This window comes from Stenotrophomonas acidaminiphila (assembly GCF_001431595.1).
GTDB lineage: Bacteria > Pseudomonadota > Gammaproteobacteria > Xanthomonadales > Xanthomonadaceae > Stenotrophomonas > Stenotrophomonas acidaminiphila.
Map to the genome: position 1 here is coordinate 50,732 of NZ_LDJO01000027.1, position 16,502 is coordinate 67,233.

Below are 16,502 nucleotides of genomic sequence, written 5' to 3' on the forward strand. Positions count from 1 at the left end.
TTCAGGCCGCCTGTCCGGCCGCGTGCCCGGAGGCCCAGGCCCACTGGAAGTTGTAGCCGCCCAGCCAGCCGGTCACGTCCAGCACCTCGCCGACGAAATACAGCCCCGGTACCTGCCGCGACTCCAGGGTCGAGGACGACACCTGGTGTGTATCCACCCCGCCCAGGGTCACTTCCGCGGTGCGGTAGCCCTCGGTGCCGCTGGCCACCAGCGGGAAATCGCCCAGCAGCGCCGCGGCCTGCTTCAGCTGCGGCTCGTCGAGCTGGCGCACCGGCCGGTCCGGCAGCCAGTGCTCGCACAGGCGCTGCGCCATCCGCTTGGGCATGACCTCGGCCAGTACCGTGCGCAGCTCCGAGGCGCCGCGCTCGCGCTTCATGTCGCGCAGCCACTGCAGTGGGTCGTGGCCCGGCAGCAGGTCCAGGCGCAGGTCGTCGCCGGGCTGCCAGTACGAGGAGATCTGCAGGATCGCCGGGCCGCTGACCCCGCGGTGGGTGAGCAGCATGAAGTTGCGGAACGCCTGCCCGTTGCAGCGCGCCTCGACCGGCAGCGCCACGCCGCTGAGGTCGGCCAGCCGTTCCTGGTGCCTGCCGCTGAGGGTGAGCGGAACCAGCCCGGCGCGGGTGGGCAGCACCGCGTGGCCGAACTGGCGCGCGACCTCGTAGCCGAAGCCGCTGGCGCCTATGCTGGGAATGGACAGGCCGCCGCTGGCGATCACCAGCGAAGCGCAGTGGAACAGGCCGTGGCCGGTGCGCACGCGGAAGCCGTCGGCGCCGCGCTCGATGCCCTCCACCGCGCAGTCGGTGCGGATGCGCACCGCCGCCTGCTGGCATTCGTCCAGCAGCATGCGCACGATCAGCTTGGAGGAGATGTCGCAGAACAGCTGCCCCAGTTCCTTCTCGTGCCAGGCGATGCGGTGCCGTTCCACCATTTCGATGAAATCGGCCGGGGTGTAGCGGGCCAGCGCCGATTTGCAGAAATGCGGGTTGGCGGAAATGAAGTTGGCGGCGCTGGTGCCGGTATTGGTGAAATTGCAGCGCCCGCCGCCGGACATCAGGATCTTCTTGCCCGGCTTGTTGGCATGGTCGATCACCTGCACGACGCGACCGCGGCGGCCGGCGGTGAGCGCGCACATCAACCCGGCGGCACCGGCGCCGATCACCAGGACGTCGCAGTGCTGGGGCGTCATGCCCGGATTCATCGCCACCGCGCGCTCAAGCCGTCGCGCGCTTGCGCCAGGCAGGGGTGACGTCGAGCTGGACCTGGTCGTTGAGGATCTGCAGCTCGCCGTCCTGGATCAGCACGCTCCAGCGCATCGCCCGCTGGATCTGCTGCCCCCAGCGCTCGACGAAGCCGGCGTCCAGGTCCACCACCGAGAGATTGCCGAACCGGGCCAGGCCCTTGCCCTGCTTGTGCCACCAGATGTCCGAGGCGTTGCCGCCGTAGTTGATCACCTGCACCTGGCGGCTGCGGTTGCACGCCTTGCGCACCCGCGATTCGTCGGGGTGGCCCAGGTCGATCCACTGCAGGATGTCGCCGGTGTAGTCGTGCTGCCACAGGTCCGGTTCGTCGTCGGTGCTCAGGCCGCGGCCGAACTCCAGGCGGTCGTCGGCGTTCAATGCGAAGGCGAGCAGGCGCACCATCAGGCGCTCGTCGGTTTCGGAGGGATGCTGGGCCAGGGTCAGGTGGTGGGTCGCGTAGTAGCCGCGGTCCATGTCGCTGATCTGCAGCTCGGCCTTGCGGATGGTGGCGGTAAGGGCCATGGGATCACGGGGCAAAGACCGCCATTCTACTGCGCGGGCGCAGCCGCGGCGGGCGCTGCTTCAGCGTTGCCGTGCCAGCCACTGGTCCAGGCGCGCGGCGAACGCCTGGCGGTCGCGCGCGTGCAGGCTGGGCGGGCCGCCGGTCTGCACGCCCGCGCCGCGCAGTTCGGCCATGAAGTCGCGTATCGACAGGCGCTGGGCGATGCTGTCGGGGCTGAACGGCACGCCGCGCGGGTCCAGCGCCGCGGCGCCTTTGGCCAGCACCCGCGCGGCCAGCGGGATGTCCTGGGTGACGACCAGGTCGCCGGCGGCGACGCGTTCGGCGATGGCGTCATCGGCCACGTCCGGGCCGCCGGCGACCTGCATGGCGCGGATGAAGCGCGAGGAGGGCGTCTGCAGCCAGCGGTTGGCGACCAGGATCACTTCGATCCGGGTACGTTCGGCGGCGCGGTACAGGATGTCGCGGATGACCGCCGGGCAGGCGTCGGCGTCCACCCAGATACGGGGGGAGGGGGCGGCAAGGGGGGATTCCATGCCGCGCAGTCTAGCCGCTGCGCGGCCCGGTGGCGGCTGCATGCGTACCCGTGTGGTGCGCCAAGCCAATGAATTTAGCGGGATTGTTGCCGGGAAGCGGGGTTTCGGTGCGGATGAATGCGGTATTTGTCGCTTTTTGCCGGAAAGCCGCGTATCTTTCGCCCCACTGTGCTTGCAAGGGTCACCGTGAATCGTGGCCTGATGCAGCTGATCTCACCGATCCGCTCATCGTTCCGTTTTACCAACGCCTGCAACTCAGTCTCGGCCCCGATCCCCGGTGGCTGCGATTTCCAATCAATAGTTCCAGGAGTTTGTAATGTCTGAGCGTCAGACCGGCACGGTGAAGTGGTTCAACGATGCCAAGGGTTTTGGTTTCATCACCCCGGAAAGCGGCCCCGACCTGTTCGTGCACTTCCGCGCCATCCAGGGCACCGGCTTCAAGTCGCTGCAGGAAGGCCAGAAGGTGACCTTCGTCGCCGTGCAGGGCCAGAAGGGCATGCAGGCTGACCAGGTGCAGGCGCTGTAATCCAGCCCCAGCAACCGCAAGGTCGCCACGACGCCGGAAGCGAAAGCTTCCGGCGTTTTTGTTTGTGTCCGCCCGCCGCGCCGGCGCCTTGCATGCCCGTGTTCGGCGCTGGGGCCGGGTACCGTAGCTTGTGACATCGCCCCCCGTCCCCACATCCTGGCAATGACCCCGCGGCTGAAATTCGACAACCGTTTCCTGCGCGAACTGCCCGGCGATGCCGAAACCGGATCGCGCCGGCGCGAGGTGCCGGGCGCGGCCTGGTCGCAGGTCATGCCTGGCCCGGTGGCGGCGCCGCGGTTGCTGGCGCATGCGCCGGACGTGGCGGCGATGCTGGGTTTCGACGGCGCGGCCGTACAGGCGCCGGACTTCGCCGCGGTGTTCGCCGGCAACGCGTTGTACGACGGCATGCAGCCATGGGCGGCGAACTACGGCGGGCACCAGTTCGGGCACTGGGCCGGGCAGCTGGGCGACGGCCGCGCCATCTCGCTCGGCGAGCTGCTGGCCGATGGCCGGCGCTGGGAGCTGCAGCTCAAGGGCGCGGGGCCGACGCCGTACTCGCGCGGGGCCGATGGCCGCGCGGTGCTGCGCTCGTCGATCCGCGAATTCCTGTGTTCGGAAGCCATGCACCACCTCGGGGTGCCGACCACGCGGGCCCTGAGCCTGGTCGCCACCGGCGAGGCGGTGGTGCGCGACATGTTCTACGACGGTCATCCGGGCGACGAACCGGGGGCGGTGGTATGCCGGGTGGCGCCCTCGTTCATCCGTTTCGGCAGCTTCGAACTGCCGTCCGCACGCGGTGACGTGGCGCTGCTGCGGCGCTGGGTGGATTTCTGCATCGACCGCGATTTCCCGCATCTGGCGCCCGGCGCTTCGCGCCAGGCCGACTGGTTCGCCGAGGTCTGCACCCGCACCGCGGCGATGGTCGCGCACTGGATGCGGGTGGGCTTTGTGCATGGGGTGATGAACACCGACAACATGTCCGTGCTCGGCCTGACCCTGGATTACGGCCCGTATGGCTGGATCGAGGACTACGACCCGGACTGGACGCCGAATACCACCGACGCACAGGGCCGCCGCTACCGTTTCGGCACGCAGATGCAGGTGGCGTACTGGAACCTGGTCCGGCTGGCGCAGGCGCTGTCGCCGCTGTTCGCCGACGCGGCGCCGCTGCAGGCCGGGCTGGATGCGTTCCAGGCGCGTTACGCGGCCGACGAACGCGCCCATCTGGTCGCCAAGCTCGGCCTGGGCGAATACCGGCAGGGCGACGATGCGCTCATGGCGCGGTTCCGGGAGCTGCTGCACGCGGGCGAGATGGACATGACCCTGGCGTTCCGTGCGCTGCCCGACGTCGACCCGCAGCGGCCGGATGCGGCTGCGCTGGAGGCGGCGTTCTATTCCCCGGAGCGCCGCGAACGGGTGATGCCGGACCTGCTGGACTGGCTGCGGCGCCATGCCGCACGCGTGCGCGATGCGGGCCTGGACGATGCCGCGCGGCGTGCGGTCATGCAGGCGGCCAATCCCAAGTACGTGCTGCGCAACTGGCTGGTGCAGCAGGCCATCGATCGCGCCGCGCAGGGCGACACCGGCGGCATCACCGACCTGTTGGAGGTGATGCGGCGCCCCTGCGACGAACAGCCCGGCCGCGAGGCGTTCGCCTGCCGGCGCCCGGACTGGGCACGTGCGCGCGCCGGCTGCTCCATGCTGTCGTGCAGTTCCTGATTCCTTCCATTTCCAGTGACCCCATGACCAACCCCTATCCCCATTGGGCCGGCGCGATCCGCGACGTGGCCGACTTCCCCCGGCCCGGTATCCGTTTCAAGGACATCACCCCGCTGCTGGCCGATGCCGATGGCTTCCGCGCCGCGGTTGCGGCGATGGCCGACCCGTGGCGCGCTGCCGGCGTGCAGGCCGTGCTGGGCGTGGAAGCGCGCGGCTTCATCCTTGGCGCCGCGCTGGCCCTGGAACTGGGCGCCGGCTTCGTGCCGGTGCGCAAGCCGGGCAAGCTGCCCGGCGCCACCCTGGCGCAGGAGTACGCGCTGGAATACGGCAGCGACCGCATCGAGGTGCGTGCCGGCGCCATCGCCCCGGGGACCCGGGTGCTGCTGATCGACGACGTGCTGGCCACCGGCGGTACGCTGGCCGCGGCGCTGCTGCTGGCGCGCCGGCTCGAGGCCGAGGTGCTCGGGGCGGCGGTGCTGGTGGAACTGGACGGCCTGGGCGGGCGTCAACGCTGGCCCGACGGCCTGCCGCTGCAGGCCACGCTGGCGTACTGAACGCGGCGCCTGCACTCCGGCGCCGCGGTGCGCGCCGGGCGCTGAAACCCGGCGCCCGGCATCACATCCTGCGCACGCGGAAGCGCTTGCCCTTGATCCTGCCGGCTTCCAGCCGCGCGATCGCCTTGCCGGCCTGCTCGCGGGCGATGGCCACGTAGGAGCGGGTGGGGAAGATGTCGATCTTGCCGATGGCCTTGGCCGACAGCCCGGCGTCACCGGTGAGCGCGCCGAGGATGTCGCCGGCGCGCAGCTTGTCGGTCTTGCCGCCATCGATCCGCAGCGTGGTCATCGCCGCCTGCGGCAGCTGTGCCGGGCGCGCGGTGGCCAGTGGGGTCTTCTGCCAGTCCAGGGCGGTGCCCTGGTCGGTTTCCAGCGCATCGGCGCGGTGGCGCTCGCGTCCGGCGACCAGACTCAGCGCCAGGCCGCGGCGGCCGGCGCGGGCGGTGCGGCCGACGCGGTGACGGTAGGTGTCCAGGTCGCTGGGCATCTCGTAGTTGACCACCGCCGCCAGGTCTTCCACGTCCAGGCCGCGCGCGGCCACGTCACTGGCGACCAGTACGTTGCAGCTGCGGTTGGCGAACTGCAGCAGGACCTCGTCGCGGTCGCGCTGTTCCATGTCGCCATGCAGGGCCAGCGCCGAGAAGCCGAACTGGCGCAGCGAATTGGCCACCTCGTCCACGTCCTTGCGGGTGTTGCAGAACACCACCGCCGATTCGGGCGTGTACCTGAGCAGCAGCCCGGCGAGCGCCTTCTGCCGGTGCGCCGGCTCGACCTCGAAGAACAGGTGCTGGATCGCCGGGGCTTCCTGCTGGCCGTCGATGGTGACTTCCACCGGGTCATTGAGCAGGGCGCGCGCCAGTTCGCGGATGGCATCGGGGAACGTGGCCGAGAACAGCAGGCTCTGCCGCTCCTTGTGGGTGCGCCCGGCGATCTCGCGGATGGGCTCCTCGAAGCCCATGTCGAGCATGCGGTCGGCCTCGTCGAGGACGAAGCTGCGCACCTGGCCGAGGTTGAGCGCGCGCTTGCGCGCCAGTTCCTGCACGCGGCCGGGCGTGCCCACCACCACCTGCGGGTCGTGCGCCTCCAGCGAGGCCAGCTGCGGGCCCAGCGGCACGCCGCCGGTCAGTACCAGCAGCTTGAGGTTGGGGATGCCGGTGGCCAGTTTGCGCAGCTGCCTGCCGACCTGGTCGGCCAGTTCGCGGGTAGGGCACAGCACCAGCGCCTGGGTACGGATGGTGGCCGGGTCGAGCCGGTTCAGCAGGCCCAGGCCGAAGGCGGCGGTCTTGCCGCTGCCGGTGGGGGCCTGGGCGATCACGTCGCGTCCCTCCAGGATCGGCGGCAGGCCCAGTGCCTGCACCGGCGTCATGGTGGTATAGCCCAGCGCATCGATGCCGGGTGCGAGGGCCGGGATCAGCGGCAACGAGGAGAAATCGGTCATGCCGTATTTTCGCAGATGCCGGCAGGCCGTGCCGCTCCGGCTGCCGTCGCGGCGCGGCGGGTTCAGCACAGGGCGCGTACCGCGAGGTTGATCAGCAGGCCGCCGCCCACCAGCCAGGCGGCCAGCAGCGCGGCCAGCAGCATCGGCCTGGGGCCGGCCTGGCGCAGGGCCGAGGCATGGGTGGTCAGGCCCAGCGCGGCCATCGCCATCGCCAGCAGCGCGGTGTCCAGCTCGACCAGGGTGGCGACCAGCCCGGCGGGCAGCAGCTGCAGCGAGTTGAAGCCGACCATGGCGATGAAGCCGAAGGCGAACCAGGGCACCGTGATCGCCGAGCGCTGGCGGTTGCCGTCGTTGCCGCCGCGCGCCAGCAGTGCCGACAGGCCGACCAGGAACGGCGCCAGCATCATCACCCGCACCATCTTGGCGATGACCGCGGCATCGGCGGCCGGCTGGCTGACGGCGCGGCCGGCGGCCACCACCTGCGCCACTTCGTGCACGGTGGAGCCGGTGAACACGCCGTAGCCGGTGTCGTCCAGCGGCATCCAGCCGGCATGCACGCCCCACCGGTACAGCAGCGGGTACAGGAACATCGCCAGGGTGCCGAACACGACCACCGTGGCCACGGCGATGGCGACCTGTTCGGCCCGGCCCTTGACCACCGGCTCGGCGGCCATCACCGCCGCGGCGCCGCAGATGGAACTGCCGGCGCCGATCAGCAGCGCGGTGTTGCGCTCCAGCCCGAGTACGCGGGTGCCCAGCCACCACGCCAGGGCGAAGGTGGAGCACAGTACCAGCGCGTCGATCAGCACCCCGGCGGCGCCGACCTGGCCGATGTCCTGCACGGTCAGCCGCAGGCCGTAGAGGACGATGCCCGCGCGCAGCACGGTGGCCTTGGAGACGCCGACGCCGGTTGCCACCCGCGGCGCGAACGTGGGGTAGACGGTATTGCCGACGACGATGCCGATCACGATGGCCAGTGTCAGCGCGCCGATGCCATGGGCCTGGAGCCACGGCACGGTGCCCAGCCAGAGGGCGAGGGCGGCGATGGCGGCGGTAAGCAGCAGGCCGGGGAGACGCGGCGGGCGGGCGCTGGCCTGCCTGTGTGTGACGGTGTTCATGACGGTGGATCATCAGGGGATGGCCCATCCTGATTCCGCGCCAATCACCTGTAAAACGGATTATATTCGTATGAACAACCTGTTTTATGGGTAATTAATGCGTCTTTCCCTGCGCCAGCTGCAGATCTTCTCCGCCATCGCCGAGACCGGAACCACCACTGCCGCCGGGGACACCATCGGTCTGTCGCAATCGGCGGTGAGCGCGGCGCTGGGCGAGCTGGAGCACCTGCTCGGGCTTGCCGTGTTCGACCGCGTCGGCCGACGGCTGGTGCTCAACGGCCATGGCCGCGCGCTGCTGCCCGAGGCGCGCGCCCTGCTGGCGGCCACGGAGGACATCGAACGCCGCTACCGCGGGGGCGGCGAGGCCACCGCCCCGGTGCGCTGGCGGGTGGGGGCCAGCACCACCATCGGCAACTACCTGATGCCGGCGCGCATCGCCGACCTGCGCGATGGCAACGACCATGCGCGGGTCGACCTGGTGATCGGCAATACCCGCGAAGTCGCCAGTGCGGTGCAGCGGCTGGAGGTGGACATCGGCCTGATCGAGGGCCCGTGCCACGAACCGGGGCTGGACGTGGCGGCCTGGCGCGAGGACGAACTGGTCATCGTGTTCGGCGATCGCCACCGGCAGGCGGCGGCGCTGCGCGCCGGTGCCGACATGGCGCAGCTGCGCGGCGCCTGCTGGCTGCTGCGCGAGCCCGGTTCCGGCACCCGCGAGGCGGCCGAGCAGGCGCTGCTGCCGCACCTGCATGGTTTTTCCGAAGTGCTCCAGCTCGGCGGTACCGAGGCGATCAAACAGGGCGCGGTGGCCGGGCTCGGGCTGGCGTGCCTGTCGCGGCATGCGGTGACCGACCTGGTCGCGCTGGGGCGGCTGCATGAACTGGCCACGCCGCTGCCGCCGCTGCGCCGCCAGCTGTGGCTGGTGCGGCACCCCGGCAAGCGGGTGGCGGCCAGTCTGCGCCGCCTGCTGGCGCTGGATGAAGGTGTGTTCGCCGACGCCTGAGCGCGGCTCCCGTACAATGCGCGCATGCCTTTGATCACCCTGCAGAACGTCGACTACAGCGTCGGCGGCCCGTTGTTGCTGGAAAAAGCCGAACTGTCGATCGAAAGTGGCGAGCGCATCGCCCTGATCGGCCGCAACGGCGCCGGCAAATCCACCCTGATGAAACTGATGGCCGGCGAACTGAAGCCGGACGACGGCGAGGTGCGCGTCCAGCAGGGCGTGCGCGTCACCCGCCTGGAGCAGGAGGTGCCGCATGGCGCTTCCGGCAGCGTGTTCGACGTCGTCGCCGATGGCCTCGGCGAGCTTGGCCACTGGCTGGCCGAGTTCCACCGCCTGAGCCATGCCGAAACCTTCGACGGCGACGCCATGGGCAAGGTGCAGGCCAGGATCGACGCGGCCGACGGCTGGGCGCTGGACCAGCGCGTTTCCGAAACCCTGACCAAGCTGGAGCTGGACGGCGATGCCGAGTTCGGGCGCCTGTCCGGCGGCATGAAGCGCCGCGTGCTGCTGGCGCGTGCGCTGGTGGCCGGGCCGGACGTGCTGCTGCTGGACGAGCCGACCAACCACCTGGACATCGAGGCCATCGACTGGCTCGAGGGCTTCCTCAAGGGCTGGAACGGCTGCGTGGTGTTCGTCACCCACGACCGCCGCTTCCTGCGCGCACTGGCCACCCGCATCGTCGAGATCGACCGTGGCCAGGTGACCAGCTGGCCGGGCGACTGGGACAACTACGAGCGCCGCCGCGAGGAGCGCCTCAACGCCCAGGCGCAGGAGAATGCGCGCTTCGACAAGCTGCTGGCCCAGGAGGAAGTGTGGATCCGGCAGGGCATCAAGGCCCGCCGCACCCGCGACGAGGGCCGCGTGCGCAGGCTCAAGGCCATGCGCATGGAGCGTGGCCAGCGCCGCGAGCTGGGCGGCAACGTGCGCCTGGAAGCGGCCGCGGGCGAGAACTCCGGCAAGAAGGTCATCGACGTCAAGGACGTCAGCTTCGCCTTCGGCGAGCGGGTGATGATCAGGGACTTCTCGACCACGATCATGCGCGGCGACCGCATCGGCCTGATCGGCCCCAACGGCAGCGGCAAGACCACCCTGCTCAAGCTGCTGCTGGGCGAGCTGCAGCCGGATCGTGGCGAGGTGCGCCAGGGCACCAACCTGCAGATCGCCTACTTCGACCAGTACCGCGCCACCCTGCGCGAGGACTGGAGCGCGATCGAGAACGTGGCCGAAGGTGCCGACTTCATCGATCTCAACGGCAAGCGCAAGCACGTGCATGCCTACCTGCAGGATTTCCTGTTCACCCCGGAACGGGCGCGCGCGCCGATCACCCGGCTGTCCGGCGGCGAGCGCAACCGCCTGCTGCTGGCCAAGCTGTTCGCGCAGCCGTCCAACCTGCTGGTGATGGACGAACCGACCAACGACCTGGACGTGGAAACCCTGGAGCTGCTGGAAGAGCTGCTGGGCGACTACACCGGCACCCTGCTGCTGGTCAGCCACGACCGCGATTTCCTCGACAACGTGGTCACCTCCACCCTGGTGCTGGAAGGCGAGGGCCGGGTCGGCGACTACGTCGGCGGCTATACCGATTCGCTGCGCCAGCGCCCGCCACCGGCGCAGAACGGCATGGCCGTGGCCAGGGCCTCGGCCACGGCGGTGCCGGCCGCGAAACCGGTGGCGGCGGCGGTGGCCGAGGCGGCGCCGGCCAGGCGCAAGCTCAGCTTCAAGGATGCCCGCGAGCTGGAGCAGCTGCCGGCCAGGATCGAGCAGCTGGAGCGCGACGTGGAAGGCCTGACCGGTGCGATGAACGATCCGGCGTTCTACACCCGCTCCAGCGCCGAGGTCACCGCGCACACGCAGCAGCTGGCCAGGGTGCAGGCCGAACTGGACGCGGCCTACGCGCGCTGGGAAGAGCTGGACGGCTGAGCGGGCAGGCCCGGGCATGCCGCGTGGCGGCGCCCGTGGCCCATGTGACAATCGCCGCGGGAAGCGCCGCGGCCGGATGGCGCGCTTCCCCGGTTTCCCCCATGGAGCGCGCGATGGCAATGCCTTTTTCGGTGCAGCGCATCGACCACGTGGTCTTCCGCGTCCGCGAGCTGCCGCGCAGCATCGCGTTCTACCGGAGCGTGCTCGGATGCGAGGTGGTCAGGTGGCGCGAGCCCCTTGGCCTGGTCCACCTGCGGGCCGGCGCGTCGATGATCGATCTGGTGAGCGTGGACAGCCCCCTGGGTGCGCGTGGCGGTGCTGCCGCGGGCGAGGGCGCGCGCAACGTCGACCACCTGTGCCTGCGCATCGAGCCGTTCGATGCAGCGGCCATCACCGCGCACCTGCGCCGCCATGGGCTGGTGCCGTCGGCGGCGGAGCTCAATTTCGGCGCCGAGGGCGACGGGCTTTCGCTCTATTTCGCCGATCCCGACGGCAACGTGATCGAACTGAAAGGGCCGGCATGCCCGCCGGCCTGACGTGATGCCGGTTCAGGCGTCGCCCGGGTCGCCGGCCCCGCCACCGCCGGGCAGCTCGAAGAACGCCCAGAACGGTACGTTGTCGCCGGCCCAGCTGGCCGCCGCTTCGGCAAGGATGTCCAGCAGCGTGTCGAAATCGGCGGGGCTGGCCTGGCGCAGGTCGCCGGCATCGCCGAACAGCAGCGCGTAGCCGTTGGCCGGCAGCCAGGACAGGTCGCGCAATGCATCGGACAGCGCATCCCAGTTGCGGCTCCAACCCGCCGGGAAGTCCAGCTGGGTGCCGATGCGCAGCAGCAGGGTGCGCTTGTCCGTGCATGATTCCAGGTCCACCCGCAGCACCTTGAGCCCGGCATCGCGCGCGGCCGCGGCCAGCCCGCCGAGGTCGCCGTGGGCTACGCCGTATACGCCGGCCTGGCCGACATCCTCCAGGCCCATGTCGAATCCGCTGTCGCTCATCGCGTGCCTCCGTCGGCCGGTACTTCGAAACCGCGGAAGGTCTCGTAATGATCGTCGGTGTAGTACCAGACCTCCGGCGGGTCGCCGCCGGTGACGATCCGGCGCGCGCCGCGGTGGCCCAGGTCCGGCGTGCGCACCGTGTATTCGCGGTAGTAGCCCCGCGGACGCTGCGGCAGGCGCTGCTCGCGGTTGCCGAACACGCTGCCATCCTGGCGGTGCGGGAAGCGCCCGTTGCGCTGGATCAACGCGATGGTGTCGTGCGCTTCCGGTGGCAGGAAGGCCGGCAGCGTGCCGCCCGTGCCGGGCTGGCGCGGTTCCTCGCCGACGGCCGGCGCCGCGGGCCCGTCCAGCGAGGGGGCGAACTGCGGGGGCGGCGGCTGCTGCAGCGCGCGCATGGCCCACAGGCCGGCCACCAGCACGATCACGGCGGTGAGCAGGAGCAACGGTTTGCGCATGGAGCAGGAGCCCGTGTGGCGTGGAAAGGTCGATTATCGCGTCTGCGCGGGATTTTTCTTGAACGCGGGCCATCGCAGCCGGCGCCCGCGCGGCCGGCGTGGCGTTTGTACCCGCCACAGGACGAAGTTTCCTTTACATCGGCCTTGGTAAGTTGCCGCTTCCTGCCTACCATTGCCGGTGCACCGTCCGGCATGCGCCGGACACACGAACCCAGGCATCGAACCCAAGGAGATCCCTCATGGCCTACACCCTGCCCAAGCTGCCCTACGCCTACGACGCGCTGGAACCGTACATGGATGCGGCCACCGTGGAGATCCATTACTCCAAGCACCACCAGACCTACGTCAACAACCTCAATGCGCTGGTCGAGGGCACCGAATATGCCGACCTGCCGATCGACGAGCTGCTGCGCAAGGTCAAGACCCTGCCGGAAAGCCTGCAGCAGGGCGTGCGCAACCAGGGCGGCGGCCATGGCAACCACTCGCTGTTCTGGGACGTGATCGGCCCCGACGCCGGTGGCACCCCGGGTGGCGCGCTGGGCAAGGCCATCGACGAGCAGCTCGGCGGTTTCGACAAGTTCAAGGAAGCCTTCACCAAGGCCGCGCTGACCCAGTTCGGTTCGGGTTGGGCGTGGCTGAGCGTGACCGCCGACAAGAAGCTGGTGGTCGAGAAGACCGGCAACCAGGAAAGCCCGCTGATGGAAGGCCGTACCCCGGTGCTGACCATCGACGTGTGGGAACACGCCTACTACCTGAAGTTCCAGAACCGCCGCGCCGAGTTCATCGAGACCTTCTACAGCCTGATCAACTGGAAGGAAGTCGAACGCCGTTACGAGGAGGCCGTGGCCTGATCGGCGACGGCGACCTGCGCGCGCGGGGCGTGGCCCCGCCTGCGCACGGATGACCAGGCGAAGCCGGGCGGAAACGTCCGGCTTCGTCGTTCAGGGCGCGGTCGGGTCGGCTGCTTCGCCCGCGATCAGGCGCAGGGTGGTCATCACTCCCAGCGCCAGCGGTGCCGGTTCCTCGCCTTCCGGCGCCAGTTCCACCGCCTGCTGGGCGACATCGGCGAAGCTGCGCACCTGGTAGAGCACGTCCAGGCCATGCGCGCGGCTGCCCGGCGCGCTGCCCGCGGCCGGCTGCCGTGTCGACGGATTCTGCCGCGCCGGCTGGAAGCCGGGCAGCTGCCGGACCAGTTCTTCGGTGGGCGCGGAGAACTCGCCCACGACCAGTGACGGCTCGTCCTCGTTGGTCGCACCGATCCAGGCGAGCAGGTCCGCCGCCTGCTGTGCGCGCACCTGCGGATCATTGCCGTCCGGGGCGATGCGCGCGATGTAGATGTTGACCGCCCTGCGTTCCAGGCGTGCGCGCTGCATGCCGGCGGCGGTGAGCTGGCCCTGGCCGTGCAGCAGGGTCAGGCCGTCCTCCATCACGTCCAGGCCGGCCAGCATGGCGTTGCCGCGGCGCTGCGCGTGGCTGGGCGGGTCGGCGGTGATGAAATCGCAGCTGTACCTGAGCCGGGTGGCCAGCCAGCAGGCGGCGTTGGGCGACCCCGGCGACTGCCGCACGTCCTGTACCGCGATCACGTCCGCGCGCAGCCCGGCCAGCAGGGTCAGGATCCGCCCGCGCTGCCGTTCCCATTGGGCGCTGTCCTGCGGCAGGCGCAGGCTGGCGATCCGCAGCACCGGCGTGGCGGGCTCGGCGGCCACGGCGAAGGACAAGGCGAGCAGCGCCAGACAGCCCCAGTGCTTCATTGCGAAAACCAGTACGGACCTGCCGCCATGCTAGCGTGCGGCGCTGTCTAGGGCCCGTGCAGGCGCGGCCTCGTGCGCTGCCGCGGGCGCGCGGGTGGCCGCTTGCGTTACCCTTGCCCCCTTTGCATTCGCAGGATCGCCTTACAGATGACGAGCAACGACGTGGCAGCAGCCCCCGCCGGCAAGGCCGGCATGCCCCGCCAGATTCCCTACATCATCGGCAACGAAGCCTGCGAGCGCTTCAGTTTCTACGGGATGCGCAACATCCTGGTGCAGTTCCTGATCACCTCGCTGCTGCTGCAGGAATTGACCGCCGACGGCCGCGCCGGCGAGGCCAAGGACATCATGCACAGCTTCATGATCGGCGTGTATTTCTTCCCGCTGCTCGGCGGCTGGCTGGCCGACCGCTTCTTCGGCAAGTACCGCACCATCCTGTGGTTCAGCCTGGTCTACTGCGCCGGCCACCTGTGCCTGGCGCTGTTCGAGAACAGCCGCCAGGGCTTCTTCCTGGGGCTGGGCCTGATCGCGCTGGGGGCCGGCGGCATCAAGCCGCTGGTGGCCTCGTTCATGGGCGACCAGTTCGACCAGTCGAACAAGCACCTGGCCAAGCTGGTGTTCGACGCCTTCTACTGGATCATCAACTTCGGCTCGCTGTTCGCCTCGCTGCTGATCCCGCTGGCGCTGAAGAACCTGGGCCCGCAATGGGCATTCGGCATCCCCGGCATCCTGATGTTCGTGGCCACGTTCGTGTTCTGGCTGGGACGCCGGCGCTACGTGCTGGTGCCGCTGCCGCCGAAGGACCCGCATTCGTTCGCCAACGTGGTGCGCACCGCGCTGCTGGCGCGGGGGCCGGGGCAGGGCAATGCCGGGCTGCTGGTGGCGCTGGCCGGCATCGCGCTGGCGCTGTGGGCGCTGGTGCTGGCGGCGATGAGCCTGGGTGGCCTGCATGAAGGTGGGCTGGGCGTGGTGATCTACCTGTGCCTGGCGCTGGTGGCGCTGCTGGCCGGCATCGGTGGCGGCACCATGCTGCAGCTGGATCGCGCCCGCGGCGCGCACCCGGACAGCGCGGTGGAAGGCGTGCGCGCGGTACTCAAGGTGCTGGTGATCTTCGCCCTGACCACGCCGTTCTTCTCGCTGTTCGACCAGAAAGCCTCCACCTGGGTGCTGCAGGGCCAGCAGATGACCATGCCGGCATGGTTCACCGCCTCGCAGATGCAGGCGATCAACCCGCTGCTGGTGATGATCCTGATCCCGTTCAACAACCTGGTGCTGTATCCGATGCTGCGCCGCTTCGGCTTCGAGCCGACCGCGCTGCGGCGCATGACCGCCGGCATCGCCTTCAGCGGCCTGGCCTGGGTGGTGGTGGGCAGCCTGCAGGTGGCGATGGACGGCGGCGACGCCCTGTCCATCTTCTGGCAGATCCTGCCGTATGCGCTGCTGACCTTCGGCGAGGTGCTGGTGTCGGCCACCGGCCTCGAATTCGCCTACAGCCAGGCCCCGGCCTCGATGAAGGGCGTGGTCATGAGTTTCTGGAACCTGACCACCACCATCGGCAACCTGTGGGTGCTGCTGTCCAACGCGGCGGTGCGCAACGACTCGGTGACCGCACGCATCGCCGGCACCGGGTTGAGCGAGGCGGCGTTCCTGATGTTCTTCTTCGCCGGCTTCGCGTTCGTGGCGGCACTGGCATTCGGCCTGTACGCGCGCCGCTACAGGATGGTCGACAACTACCGGGCAGCCTGACCATGCAAGGACCGATAACCCTGTTCCTGATCGCCGTCACCAGCCTGGTCTCGTGGCTGGCGTTCAGCAACCGCAAGCTTGCCGACCGGCTGATCCTGTGGCCACCGGCGGTGGACCGCCATCGCCAGTACGACCGGCTGGTGACCTACGGCTTCATCCACGCCGATTTCGCCCACCTGCTGTTCAACATGGTCACGCTGTTCTTCTTCGGGCGGCTGATCGAGCAGATCATGCTGCGCGTCACCGGCAACTGGTGGACCTACCCGTTGTTCTACGTGGCGGCGCTGGTGGTCTCGATCCTGCCCAGCTACCTGAAGAACCAGAAGAACCCGAACTACCTGAGCCTGGGCGCGTCGGGCGCGGTGTCGGCGGTGCTGTTCGCCTTCATCCTGATCTCGCCGTGGTCGCTGATCTTCGTGTTCTTCATCCCGGCCCCGGCGATCCTCTATGGCGTGTTCTACGTGGGCTACAGCATCTGGATGGACAAGCGCGGCAACGACAACATCAACCACAGCGCACACCTGGCCGGTGCCGCGTTCGGGGTGATGTTCATGCTGTTCATGGAGCCGCAGGTGATGCAGGTGTTCCTGGAGCAGCTGATGAACCCGCGCTTCGGCCGCTGAGGCGCGCCGCCGCCGGCACGGCGCCGGGGCGGATGCCGAGGTGGGCAAGCAAGGAGCAGGCCCGCGGCCGTGGCTGGTCGCGGGCCTGTCGCGTCTAGGCGGCGTAGGCCGCCAGCAGCCGGGCGTGGACTTCCTCGTCGATCTTCTTGAACTCCCAGCCGTGGGTTTCACCGCTGAAGGCCAGCTGGAACAGTCCTTCCAGCAGCAGTGCGTCGGGGTCGTCGGGGGGCAGCGGGAGCGAGGCGTCGAACGGTACGGACATGGGGCGGAGAACGGGAAACGTCCGCGCCATGGAGCAAGCCGCGTGCCAGCGTGTCACGCACCACCACGGCAAGGCTGGGTGACGGGGATGCAGCGGCAGACGTG

At 69.7% G+C, this 16,502-nt stretch carries 18 protein-coding genes; 9 read left to right on the top strand and 9 right to left on the bottom strand.

Annotation, left to right across the window (positions count from 1 at the left end; all coding sequences use genetic code 11):
* Nucleotide 1: 1 nt before the first annotated feature.
* The 3 genes from ABB33_RS10425 to ABB33_RS10435 are packed head-to-tail and all read right to left on the bottom strand — an operon-like array spanning nt 2 to nt 2,294.
* Nucleotides 2-1,186: a BaiN/RdsA family NAD(P)/FAD-dependent oxidoreductase gene (locus ABB33_RS10425; protein ID WP_152985041.1), complete on the bottom strand. Its 1,185-nt coding sequence runs from the start codon at nt 1,184-1,186 to the stop codon at nt 2-4.
* Nucleotides 1,187-1,211: 25 nt separating this feature from the next.
* Nucleotides 1,212-1,760: a YaeQ family protein gene (locus ABB33_RS10430; protein ID WP_054665288.1), complete on the bottom strand. Its 549-nt coding sequence runs from the start codon at nt 1,758-1,760 to the stop codon at nt 1,212-1,214.
* A gap of 60 nt (nt 1,761-1,820) precedes the next feature.
* The gene (locus tag ABB33_RS10435) at nt 1,821-2,294 is read right to left on the bottom strand and encodes a YaiI/YqxD family protein (RefSeq protein WP_056932055.1); all 474 of its coding nucleotides are present in this window, start codon (nt 2,292-2,294) and stop codon (nt 1,821-1,823) included.
* A 316-nt stretch (nt 2,295-2,610) separates the two neighbouring features.
* On the opposite strand from ABB33_RS10435, the gene ABB33_RS10440 reads away from it, so the two are divergent.
* The 3 genes from ABB33_RS10440 to ABB33_RS10450 all read left to right on the top strand — a co-directional run bounded on the left by ABB33_RS10440 (nt 2,611) and on the right by ABB33_RS10450 (nt 5,093).
* Entirely contained in the window at nt 2,611-2,820 is a 210-nt protein-coding gene (locus tag ABB33_RS10440) for a cold-shock protein (protein WP_054665293.1), read from the top strand.
* Nucleotides 2,821-2,982: 162 nt separating this feature from the next.
* Complete coding sequence (locus tag ABB33_RS10445; RefSeq protein WP_056932056.1) at nt 2,983-4,539, top strand: protein adenylyltransferase SelO; 1,557 nt, start codon at nt 2,983-2,985, stop codon at nt 4,537-4,539.
* 23 nt (nt 4,540-4,562) lie between these two features.
* Nucleotides 4,563-5,093: an adenine phosphoribosyltransferase gene (locus tag ABB33_RS10450; protein ID WP_056932057.1), complete on the top strand. Its 531-nt coding sequence runs from the start codon at nt 4,563-4,565 to the stop codon at nt 5,091-5,093.
* Between the two features lie 61 nt (nt 5,094-5,154).
* Here the strand turns inward: ABB33_RS10450 and dbpA are convergent, their stop codons facing one another.
* On the bottom strand, nt 5,155-6,531 hold the full coding sequence (dbpA, locus tag ABB33_RS10455; protein WP_054665301.1) for an ATP-dependent RNA helicase DbpA: 1,377 nt from the start codon (nt 6,529-6,531) through the stop codon (nt 5,155-5,157).
* 62 nt (nt 6,532-6,593) lie between these two features.
* Nucleotides 6,594-7,649, bottom strand: a complete 1,056-nt coding sequence (locus ABB33_RS10460; protein WP_056932058.1) for a YeiH family protein — start codon at nt 7,647-7,649, stop codon at nt 6,594-6,596.
* Between the two features lie 97 nt (nt 7,650-7,746).
* Between ABB33_RS10460 and ABB33_RS10465 the strand changes: the two genes are divergently transcribed.
* From ABB33_RS10465 to ABB33_RS10475, 3 genes are all read left to right on the top strand, one after another.
* Nucleotides 7,747-8,652: a LysR family transcriptional regulator gene (locus tag ABB33_RS10465; protein ID WP_056932059.1), complete on the top strand. Its 906-nt coding sequence runs from the start codon at nt 7,747-7,749 to the stop codon at nt 8,650-8,652.
* 24 nt (nt 8,653-8,676) lie between these two features.
* Nucleotides 8,677-10,572, top strand: a complete 1,896-nt coding sequence (locus ABB33_RS10470) for an ATP-binding cassette domain-containing protein (RefSeq protein ID WP_056932060.1) — start codon at nt 8,677-8,679, stop codon at nt 10,570-10,572.
* Nucleotides 10,573-10,685: 113 nt separating this feature from the next.
* Nucleotides 10,686-11,108, top strand: a complete 423-nt coding sequence (locus tag ABB33_RS10475; protein ID WP_056932075.1) for a VOC family protein — start codon at nt 10,686-10,688, stop codon at nt 11,106-11,108.
* Between the two features lie 12 nt (nt 11,109-11,120).
* Here the strand turns inward: ABB33_RS10475 and ABB33_RS10480 are convergent, their stop codons facing one another.
* Entirely contained in the window at nt 11,121-11,564 is a 444-nt protein-coding gene (locus tag ABB33_RS10480) for a barstar family protein (RefSeq protein ID WP_056932061.1), read from the bottom strand.
* Nucleotides 11,561-12,019, bottom strand: coding sequence for a guanyl-specific ribonuclease (locus ABB33_RS10485; protein ID WP_056932062.1), 459 nt, complete (start codon nt 12,017-12,019; stop codon nt 11,561-11,563). Before ABB33_RS10485 ends, ABB33_RS10480 begins: the two co-directional genes overlap by 4 nt.
* A gap of 239 nt (nt 12,020-12,258) precedes the next feature.
* On the opposite strand from ABB33_RS10485, the gene ABB33_RS10490 reads away from it, so the two are divergent.
* The gene (locus ABB33_RS10490; RefSeq protein WP_056932063.1) at nt 12,259-12,870 is read left to right on the top strand and encodes a superoxide dismutase; all 612 of its coding nucleotides are present in this window, start codon (nt 12,259-12,261) and stop codon (nt 12,868-12,870) included.
* A 90-nt stretch (nt 12,871-12,960) separates the two neighbouring features.
* Here ABB33_RS10490 and ABB33_RS10495 read toward each other — a convergent pair whose 3' ends face one another.
* On the bottom strand, nt 12,961-13,770 hold the full coding sequence (locus ABB33_RS10495) for an endonuclease/exonuclease/phosphatase family protein (RefSeq protein WP_056932064.1): 810 nt from the start codon (nt 13,768-13,770) through the stop codon (nt 12,961-12,963).
* 147 nt (nt 13,771-13,917) lie between these two features.
* Here ABB33_RS10495 and ABB33_RS10500 point away from each other — a divergent pair, with 147 nt between their 5' ends.
* Both ABB33_RS10500 and ABB33_RS10505 read left to right on the top strand, forming a co-directional pair.
* On the top strand, nt 13,918-15,513 hold the full coding sequence (locus tag ABB33_RS10500; protein WP_054665321.1) for a POT-type proton-dependent oligopeptide transporter: 1,596 nt from the start codon (nt 13,918-13,920) through the stop codon (nt 15,511-15,513).
* Between the two features lie 2 nt (nt 15,514-15,515).
* A complete protein-coding gene (locus ABB33_RS10505; RefSeq protein WP_054665322.1) occupies nt 15,516-16,136 on the top strand; it encodes a rhomboid family intramembrane serine protease in 621 nt (206 codons plus the stop codon).
* A 94-nt stretch (nt 16,137-16,230) separates the two neighbouring features.
* On the opposite strand, the gene ABB33_RS18885 is transcribed toward ABB33_RS10505, so the two are convergent.
* Nucleotides 16,231-16,398 (bottom strand): hypothetical protein, encoded by a 168-nt coding sequence (locus ABB33_RS18885; protein WP_169790237.1) that lies wholly within the window; start codon nt 16,396-16,398, stop codon nt 16,231-16,233.
* Nucleotides 16,399-16,502: the final 104 nt, after the last annotated feature.

Coding starts and splice junctions, on each gene's coding strand:
- ABB33_RS10490 (WP_056932063.1), top strand. CDS start 12,259: ATGGCCTACACCCTGCCCAAGCTGCCCTACGCCTACGACGCGCTGGAA.
- ABB33_RS18885 (WP_169790237.1), bottom strand. CDS start 16,398: ATGTCCGTACCGTTCGACGCCTCGCTCCCGCTGCCCCCCGACGACCCC.
- ABB33_RS10425 (WP_152985041.1), bottom strand. CDS start 1,186: ATGACGCCCCAGCACTGCGACGTCCTGGTGATCGGCGCCGGTGCCGCC.
- ABB33_RS10430 (WP_054665288.1), bottom strand. CDS start 1,760: ATGGCCCTTACCGCCACCATCCGCAAGGCCGAGCTGCAGATCAGCGAC.
- ABB33_RS10485 (WP_056932062.1), bottom strand. CDS start 12,019: ATGCGCAAACCGTTGCTCCTGCTCACCGCCGTGATCGTGCTGGTGGCC.
- ABB33_RS10500 (WP_054665321.1), top strand. CDS start 13,918: ATGACGAGCAACGACGTGGCAGCAGCCCCCGCCGGCAAGGCCGGCATG.
- ABB33_RS10440 (WP_054665293.1), top strand. CDS start 2,611: ATGTCTGAGCGTCAGACCGGCACGGTGAAGTGGTTCAACGATGCCAAG.
- ABB33_RS10475 (WP_056932075.1), top strand. CDS start 10,686: ATGGCAATGCCTTTTTCGGTGCAGCGCATCGACCACGTGGTCTTCCGC.
- ABB33_RS10460 (WP_056932058.1), bottom strand. CDS start 7,649: ATGAACACCGTCACACACAGGCAGGCCAGCGCCCGCCCGCCGCGTCTC.
- ABB33_RS10435 (WP_056932055.1), bottom strand. CDS start 2,294: ATGGAATCCCCCCTTGCCGCCCCCTCCCCCCGTATCTGGGTGGACGCC.
- dbpA (WP_054665301.1), bottom strand. CDS start 6,531: ATGACCGATTTCTCCTCGTTGCCGCTGATCCCGGCCCTCGCACCCGGC.
- ABB33_RS10465 (WP_056932059.1), top strand. CDS start 7,747: ATGCGTCTTTCCCTGCGCCAGCTGCAGATCTTCTCCGCCATCGCCGAG.
- ABB33_RS10495 (WP_056932064.1), bottom strand. CDS start 13,770: ATGAAGCACTGGGGCTGTCTGGCGCTGCTCGCCTTGTCCTTCGCCGTG.
- ABB33_RS10450 (WP_056932057.1), top strand. CDS start 4,563: ATGACCAACCCCTATCCCCATTGGGCCGGCGCGATCCGCGACGTGGCC.
- ABB33_RS10470 (WP_056932060.1), top strand. CDS start 8,677: ATGCCTTTGATCACCCTGCAGAACGTCGACTACAGCGTCGGCGGCCCG.
- ABB33_RS10505 (WP_054665322.1), top strand. CDS start 15,516: ATGCAAGGACCGATAACCCTGTTCCTGATCGCCGTCACCAGCCTGGTC.
- ABB33_RS10480 (WP_056932061.1), bottom strand. CDS start 11,564: ATGAGCGACAGCGGATTCGACATGGGCCTGGAGGATGTCGGCCAGGCC.
- ABB33_RS10445 (WP_056932056.1), top strand. CDS start 2,983: ATGACCCCGCGGCTGAAATTCGACAACCGTTTCCTGCGCGAACTGCCC.